This is a genomic window from Ilyobacter sp., assembly GCF_041583315.1.
GTDB lineage: Bacteria > Fusobacteriota > Fusobacteriia > Fusobacteriales > Fusobacteriaceae > Ilyobacter.
In genome coordinates, this window is sequence record NZ_JBFHGC010000052.1 from 1 (window position 1) to 8,743 (window position 8,743).

Sequence of the window (8,743 nt, forward strand, 5' to 3'; positions counted from 1 at the left end):
CGCCCATTACTGCCAGAAAATGGGCAGAGGAAATCATCAATGAAATGACAGATATTTTTGAAGAAACCGGTATTTTAGATGAGAAATATAAAGAAATAATAGATTTTCAAAAAGATAAAGTATTGCATGAGGACAGACATTATGTTACAAGGCTTTTAGAGGGAATAAAAGAAAATGGCTTCATAAATTTTCACCTTGAAAAAGCTAAAGTCTCTCTGGAAGAAAGTCAGAAAAAAAGTTTTGCCTTAAAAGGTTATGAAGATTTGGAACTTTCAACTCAGATAGTGTTGAAAGAGGCTATAAAAAGAGGAGTTAAATTTGAATTAGTTGACAGAAATGAAAACTTTGTTCTTTTAGACAACGGAGTAAAAAAAGAGTATATTAAGCAGGCCACAAAAACCTCTTTAGACTCTTATATTACAGCCCTAATAATGGAAAATAAAGTGGTTACCAAAAAAGTGCTGGCAGATAACGGTATCAAAGTTCCCACTGGTGAGGATTATGATGACCCTTCCCAGGCAAAGGCAGATTACCAGGACTATCAAAATAAAGCAATCGTGGTGAAACCCAAATCTACTAATTTCGGTCTGGGTATAAGTATTTTTAAGGCCGGATTCAGCAAAGCTGATTATGAAAAGGCGGTGGATATTGCCTTTGGAGAAGACAATTCTATTCTTATTGAGGAGTTTATAGAGGGGAAAGAGTACAGATTTTTTGTGATCGGCGATGAGACAGTGGGCATCCTTCACAGAGTACCGGCAAATGTAGTCGGTGACGGAAAGAAGAGTATAGAAGAGCTGGTAGAAGAAAAAAACAAAAGTCACCTCAGAGGAAAGGGTTATAAGACACCGCTAGAGAAGATGGTCATCGGAGAGGTAGAAGAGATGTTTTTAGCCGCCCAGGGTAAAAACATAAATTATATACCTCAAAAAGATGAAAAAGTTTTCTTGAGGGAAAATTCAAACATAAGCACAGGGGGAGACAGCATCGACTACACCGATGATATCCCTGATGTGTACAAGGAGATAGCAGTAAAAGCTTCAAAAGCAGCAGGGGCTGTAATCTGTGGGGTGGATATGATGATAAAAGACATAAAAAATGCTGACCCAGATGGAAATTACGGGGTCATAGAGATAAATTTCAATCCTGCAATACACATCCACTGCTATCCCTATATTGGTAAAAACAGGGAGCTAGGCGGAAAAATTTTAGATGCCCTGGGATTCTGACTATAGTATCTAAAGAAAGAGTTATCTTAATTTATAATATTTAATTTATTTTTAGGAGGTTACAATGAAATACAAATTAGAACACGGGTGTATCAGAGTAAAGAATTTAAATAGTTCTTTGGAGTTTTATGAAAAAGCTTTAGGCCTGAAAGAGGTCAGAAGAAAGGATTTTCCAAAATATGAATTCACACTGGTATATCTAAGTGATGAAAATAATAACTTTGAAATAGAACTGACATATAATTATCATACTGATAAACCCTATGAGCTGGGTAACGGGTTTAGTCATTTTGCTTTAACAGTAGAAAACCTGGAAGAATCACATAAAATGCACAGAGATATGGGGTATGAAGTGGGAGACCTCAAGGGACTTCCCGGAGAAAATCCAAAGTATTATTTTGTAAAGGATCCAGACGGATATGCCATTGAAATAATCAGAGCACAGTAAAAAAGGCTTTTCAGACTATGTATAAGTTTGGATCCCGGTAATTTAAAATTTATAACATCCATTTCCCCGGCACTCTCATGAGTGCCTTTTTTCTTCCATTATAAATACTTATAGTGACCTTGTTATATATAAAAAATGTGTATGGGTTAGTTGGTTTATAAATAACCAAATAAGTCCTTTAGGTGATATAATACAAGATGCGTCTGAAAACAATCCAGCCTAAATGATACTGGTAATACTTTGGATGAAATAAGAAAATAAAGCTATTTGTATTTTATGATACAATTTAAAAGTTAAAAATTTGTTATCCTTTCCTTAGAAAAGATTATTCTGCTCACTTAAAATAAACAAGTTGTTGTAAAATATAATATATATTTTGATAAAAATACATTATTTTCTAAAAAAGAGGTAAAAAAATGAAGAAATTTCTAAAAAGTTTAGTTGAGAAAAACAGAGCTAAGAGTGAACTGGGTAATGTAGCAAACTACATTCCCGGACTTGAAAAGTCAAATAAAAATGCTCTCGGACTTTGCATCATGAAGACCAATGGTTCTATATACTCCGTAGGTGACTGTAATATGAAATTTACCATACAGAGTGTGTCAAAACCCATTACACTCATGCTGGCAATACTAGATCACGGTGAGGAGTATGTATTCTCAAAAGTCGGGATGGAGCCCACCGGAGATGCCTTTAATTCAATACAGAAACTGGAAACCTGCAAAAACCACAAACCCTTTAACCCCATGATAAATGCTGGAGCTATAGCAACAAGTGCACTGATAAAGGGTAATAATGCAGAAGAAAAATTCCAGAGACTTTTGGATTTTTTCAGAAAAATTTCGGAAAATAAAAACCTTGAAGTGAATAATGATATTTACCTGGGAGAAAATCTTACGGGAAATAAAAACAGGGCCATGGCTTATTTTATGAAGGGCGAGGGTTACCTCGACGGAAGTATTGACGATGCACTGTATGTGTATTTCAGACAGTGTTCTATAGAGGTCACTGCAAAGGACCTGGCCAGAATCGGTCTCTTCCTGGCCAGAGGCGGAGTAATGAGCAACGGAGAAAGAGTAGTCAGCGAGCGTGTATCAAAGATCGTAAAAACCCTTATGATAACCTGCGGGATGTATGACGGCTCAGGTGAGTTTGCCATGAGAGTGGGAATCCCTTCGAAATCAGGTGTAGGCGGAGGAATAATGTCTGTGGTACCAGGGAAGATGGGTATAGGGGTATTTAGTCCGGCCCTTGATGAAAAAGGTAATCCTCTGGCCGGAGAATCTCTTCTGGAAGATCTTTCAGATGAATTGTCCCTGAGCATATTTTAAAATAATAATAATTAAACTATTTCCATACAAAAACCCAGCTGATTTTATTTCGGCTGGGTTTTTTATTATCTCTTCAAAATCTTTATCATTAATAGACAGTGTCTCATCCATAGGCCCTTTTGTATGAACAACAGATACAAAAGGAGCTTCATACTTAAAATGATGTGTCAGCATACATAACTTCTTTTAACTATAGTTTCAAAACTAATAAAAGTGTACCAAAATATAATAAAAAGAATAAAAATAGTCCAATTGTATCTATAGATACAATTTCAATATAAATAATCTGTTATGCTCTCTTTAGAGAAAGTAAATTAAAAGGAGGAGTATATGTTAACTAAGATCAAGGTATTACTAACGGCAATAATTGCCATCATGCTATTTGGTGCATGTGGCGGAGAAGCAAAAAATAAAGATGGAGCTGCGAAGGACACTATTGTTGTGGCCCAGGGAGCTGATGCAAAAGCACTAGACCCTCACGCAACCAATGACCAGCCATCAGCAAGAATAATTACACAAATTTATGACAGACTGGTGGACATTGACAATAATATGAATATTATTCCTGGGCTTGCTGAATCATGGGAGCAGCCAGATTCATTTACATCTATTTTCCACCTCAGACATGGAATCAAATTCCACAACGGAGAGGAGTTAAAAGCCTCCGATGTAAAATTTTCACTTGAAAGAGAACTTAACACAGCTCAAGTATCACATATTGTTGAAGGTATGGACAAAGTAGAGGTATTAGATGATTATACAGTAAAAGTTACAACAATAGAACCTGCTGGAGCAATGCTTTACAACCTTGCTCATCCGGCTTCTTCTATATTAAATGAAAAAGCTGTAACAAAAAGTGGAGAAAACTATGGTCAGGAACCAGTTGGTACTGGTCCGTATAAATTTATAAGCTGGGCTGCAGGGGATAAAATTACTCTTGAAGCTAATGCAGATTACTTTAACGGAGTTCCTGCAATAAAAAATCTGGTATTCAGAAATATAGCTGAGGGAACTAACAGAGTTATCGGACTCGAAACTGGAGAAGTAAATATAGCTTATGACATCGAACCTATAGATTCAGAAAGAGTTTCTACTCATAAAGAACTTAAATTTGATGAGCAGGAAGCACCGTCTTTGGACTATATAGGTTTTAACATGAAGAAAAAACCATTTGACAACAAAAAAGTAAGACAGGCAATTGCCACTGCTGTAAATGTAGACGATCTTATTGAAGCAGTTCTTCTAGGTGCCGGTACAAAAGCCAACTCTCCTATAGGACCTAAGGTATTTGGTTATAATCCAAATGCAAAGTCTTATAAATTCAACGTAGAAAAAGCTAAACAGCTTCTTACTGAAGCAGGTTACCCTAATGGATTTAAAACTGTTATCTGGACAAATGACAACCCTATTAGAATGCAGGTATGTCAAATCGTTCAGGCTCAATTAAAAGAAATTGGAATTGAAATGACAATAGAACCTATGGAATGGGGAGCATATTTGGAAAGTACTGCCAGAGGAGATCATGACATGTATATCCTTGGCTGGGGAACTACTACTGGAGATGCTGACTATGGTCTTTATGCATTATTCCATTCTTCAACTCAAGGAGGACCTGGAAACAGATCTTTCTATAACAATCCAGTTGTAGACAATCTTTTGGATAAGGGTAAGGCTTCTACTGATCCGGAAGAAAGAAAAGTTTTTTATGCAGAAGCTCAAGAGATTATTCAGGAAGATCTGCCTATCCTAAGTCTTTTCTATAAAAATATAAATGCCGGAATGCAAAAAAATGTAGAAGGATTTGCATTACATCCTTCTGGAAGCCACAGACTCTCAACTGTACACTTTGCTGATTAATTACAATGTCAATATTAGCGCCTTCTTTGGGAGGCGCTTTACAAAAGAAAGAAGGGGGATAACATGCATAAATATATATTGAAAAGGCTACTCTTATTAATTCCAGTATTGCTCGGAGTATCTTTTCTGGTTTTCTCTATAATGTCATTTACTCCAGGAGATCCTGCACAATTGATCCTTGGCGAGAGTGCTTCTAAGACATCAATTATAGCTCTCAGAGAAGAAATGGGACTAAATGATCCTTTTATTTTACAGTATGCAAGATTTGTAGGAAATGCAGTTACAGGAGATTTCGGAAGGTCTTATACATCTGGAAGAGAAGTGTTTTCAGAAATATTCTCTAGATTTCCAAATACATTAATACTTGCAGTAATCGGTATGATCATTGCAGTACTTATAGGTATACCTGTAGGTATCATCTCAGCTACAAAGCAATACTCTCTTGTAGACAGCGTTAGTATGATTGGGGCATTACTTGGTGTAGCCATGCCCAACTTCTGGTTGGGGCTTATGCTAATACTAGTTTTCTCAGTTGGATTAAGGATACTTCCTTCTGGAGGGTTTACAGGAATGAGTAGTCTCATTCTCCCGTCATTAACATTGGGAACAGGTGCAGCAGCAATTATCACCCGTATGACAAGATCATCCATGCTTGAAGTTATCAGACAGGATTATATAAGAACTGCCAGAGCTAAGGGTGTTTCTGAGAAAAAGGTTATCAATCATCATGCCCTCAAAAATGCTCTTATACCTATAATCACAGTTATCGGTCTTCAATTTGGATATCTTCTGGGGGGAGCTGTTCTTACAGAAACTGTTTACTCATGGCCTGGAGTAGGAAGACTTATGGTTGAAGCAATCAGGCAGAAAGATACACCTACCGTACTTGCGGCAGTTGTATTTCTTGCAGCAGCCTTCAGTGTCGTAAACTTAATGGTTGACCTTGTATATGCTTACGTCGATCCTAGAATGAAATCACAATATAAATAAGGAGGTTATTATGTCAGAGCAGGCTATTAAAGTCGAAAATTCCATAGAAAAAACACAAACAATAAAAAATACAAATAAAAAAAGAAGCCAATGGGCTGAAGTCTGGAGAAGACTAAAGAAAAATAAAATGGCTATGTTTGGATTGGCTATTTTAGTGATACTTGTAGTCTCGGCACTATTTGCCGATGTTATTGCAGACTATGACGATGTGGTTATTAAACAACATCTAAAGGACAGGCTGCAGGGACCTAGTTTGAAGCACTGGTTAGGAACCGATGAATTTGGAAGAGATATGCTTGCTAGAATGATACATGGATCTAGAGTTTCACTACAGGTAGGTATCCTGGCTATTGGCATCGCCATTGTCTCGGGAGGAAGCCTAGGAGCAATATCCGGATATTACGGCGGTAAGTTAGATAACTTTATAATGAGAATAATGGATGTCTTTCTTGCAGTACCAAGTATTCTTCTGGCAATAGCCATCGTAGCAGCACTTGGACCTAGTATTTTCAATCTTATGCTGGCCATAAGCGTCTCATATATCCCTACTTTTGCAAGGATAGTGAGAGCCTCTGTCCTTTCCATCAGAGATCAAGAATTTATAGAGGCAGCAAAGGCTATAGGGGCCAGTGATGCTAGAATAATTCTCAGACATATCATACCTAATTCCCTGGCACCGGTAATTGTACAAGGGACACTAGGAGTAGCAGGAGCTATTCTTTCTACAGCTGGTCTCAGCTTCATAGGTATGGGCATACAGCCGCCTGCACCAGAATGGGGATCCATGCTAGCTGGAGGAAGACAATACCTGAGATACGCCTGGCATGTAACTACATTCCCGGGACTTACAATTATGTTTACCATACTGGCACTTAACTTACTTGGAGACGGTTTGAGAGATGCACTTGATCCAAGATTGAAGCAATAAGTTTGAGGAGGAAATTATGAGTGATAAACTACTTGATATAAAAAATCTGAGCATTATCTACACAACTGAAGATGGTACAGTAAACGCCGTCAATAATATCGATCTAAACCTAAAAGAGGGAGAAACTTTAGGTTTGGTAGGTGAAACAGGAGCAGGAAAAACTACAACAGCTCTTGGAATAATGAAGCTTATACCTAATCCTCCTGGAAAAATAATTAATGGAAATATTCTCTTTGAAGGTAAGGATCTTATCCATGAATCAGAGGATGACATGAGGGGAGTAAGAGGAAACAAGATATCTATGATTTTCCAGGATCCGATGACCTCCCTTAACCCCGTATTGACAGTGGGAGAACAGATTTCAGAGGTTATTGAAATTCATCAGGACCTGGATAAAAACGAATCAATGAAAAAAGCAGGAAAAATGCTTGAAATGGTGGGAATACCTGCAGCAAGGGTTAACGACTTTCCTCATCAATTTTCAGGAGGAATGAAACAGAGAGTTGTGATCGCCATAGCTCTTGCATGCAACCCAAAACTTCTCATTGCAGATGAACCTACAACAGCACTAGATGTTACAATCCAGGCACAGGTATTAGACCTTATGAACGATCTTAAAAACAAATTTAAAACTGCCATGATAATGATTACTCATGACCTCGGAGTGGTAGCTCAGGTCTGTGACAAGGTAGCCATTATGTATGCTGGGGAAATAGTAGAAAACGGAAGAATAGAAGATATCTTCGAAAATACAAAACATCCATATACCAAAGGGCTGTTTGCATCCATACCAAATTTAGATGATGATGTAGATCGATTAAAACCTATCAAAGGGGTTCTACCAGACCCGACAGATCTTCCGTCTGGATGCAAATTCCATACAAGATGTCATAATGCAAAAAAAATATGTCAAGAAAGAGAACCTAAGCCTATTGAAATAAGTAAGGGACATTACGTAAAATGCCTGATTTATGAGGGACTTGTAGAAGCTGTGGAACTTAAATAAGGGAGATGAATATGGCTGAAAAAATATTAGAAGTAAGAAACCTTAAAAAACACTTTGATACTCCTAAGGGGAAACTTCATGCTGTTGACGGGGTAACTTTCTCAATAGAAAAAGGCAAAACCTTAGGAATAGTAGGTGAATCCGGATGTGGAAAATCTACCACTGGAAGAGTTATACTGAGACTTCTCGAAGCTACAGAGGGTGAGATTTTTTTCGAGGGTAAAAATATAAGAACTTTCAACAAAAAACAGATGAGAGATCTGAGAGAAGATATGCAAATAGTCTTTCAAGATCCATTTGCATCACTTAATCCCAGAATGACGGTTAGTGAAATTATCGGAGAACCTCTAATAATTCATAAAAAATGCAAAAATAAACAGGAACTTAGTGAAAATGTAAAGGAATTAATGGATACAGTGGGACTTAGTCAAAGACTCATAAACACATATCCCCATGAGTTAGACGGAGGAAGAAGACAGAGAATTGGTATCGCCAGAGCTCTGGCACTGAAACCAAAATTTATAATATGTGACGAACCTGTATCAGCTTTGGATGTTTCTATTCAGGCTCAGGTATTAAACCTGATGCAGGATTTACAGAAAAAATTTAACCTTACATATATTTTTATAACTCATGATCTTTCGGTAGTAAAACATTTTTCAGATGAAGTTGCAGTAATGTATCTGGGACAGTTGGTGGAAAAAGGACCGGCAAATAAGCTCTTTAAAAACCCCACCCACCCCTATACAAAGGCCCTGCTCTCTGCTATACCAACTCCGAGCCTGAAGAAAAAAATGGAAAGGGTTAAACTTACCGGGGAGATAACATCCCCTATAAGTCCTGAGCCTGGATGCCGGTTCGCCAAAAGGTGTGTCCATGCAAAAGGAGAGTGTACACACGGAGACCCTAATCTTATTGAGATCTCAAAAGATCATTTTGTGGCATGCCATATAA

At 37.5% G+C, this 8,743-nt stretch carries 8 protein-coding genes; all 8 read left to right on the forward strand.

Annotated features, from left to right (window positions below; all coding sequences use genetic code 11):
• On the forward strand, nt 1-1,229 hold a 1,229-nt coding region (gene gshAB, locus ABZA26_RS03155; RefSeq protein WP_372713067.1), incomplete at its 5' end, for a bifunctional glutamate--cysteine ligase GshA/glutathione synthetase GshB.
• Nucleotides 1,230-1,293: 64 nt separating this feature from the next.
• Nucleotides 1,294-1,677, forward strand: a complete 384-nt coding sequence (locus ABZA26_RS03160) for a VOC family protein (RefSeq protein ID WP_372713068.1) — start codon at nt 1,294-1,296, stop codon at nt 1,675-1,677.
• 416 nt (nt 1,678-2,093) lie between these two features.
• Nucleotides 2,094-3,008, forward strand: a complete 915-nt coding sequence (gene glsA / locus ABZA26_RS03165; protein ID WP_372713069.1) for a glutaminase A — start codon at nt 2,094-2,096, stop codon at nt 3,006-3,008.
• 330 nt (nt 3,009-3,338) lie between these two features.
• A complete protein-coding gene (locus ABZA26_RS03170) occupies nt 3,339-4,865 on the forward strand; it encodes a glutathione ABC transporter substrate-binding protein (protein WP_372713070.1) in 1,527 nt (508 codons plus the stop codon).
• 63 nt (nt 4,866-4,928) lie between these two features.
• On the forward strand, nt 4,929-5,855 hold the full coding sequence (gene nikB / locus ABZA26_RS03175) for a nickel ABC transporter permease (RefSeq protein ID WP_372713071.1): 927 nt from the start codon (nt 4,929-4,931) through the stop codon (nt 5,853-5,855).
• 10 nt (nt 5,856-5,865) lie between these two features.
• The gene (locus ABZA26_RS03180) at nt 5,866-6,783 is read left to right on the forward strand and encodes an ABC transporter permease (RefSeq protein ID WP_372713072.1); all 918 of its coding nucleotides are present in this window, start codon (nt 5,866-5,868) and stop codon (nt 6,781-6,783) included.
• 13 nt (nt 6,784-6,796) lie between these two features.
• A complete protein-coding gene (locus tag ABZA26_RS03185; RefSeq protein WP_372713074.1) occupies nt 6,797-7,789 on the forward strand; it encodes an ABC transporter ATP-binding protein in 993 nt (330 codons plus the stop codon).
• Nucleotides 7,790-7,800: 11 nt separating this feature from the next.
• The coding region (locus ABZA26_RS03190) for an ABC transporter ATP-binding protein (protein WP_372713073.1) at nt 7,801-8,743 on the forward strand (943 nt) is incomplete at its 3' end.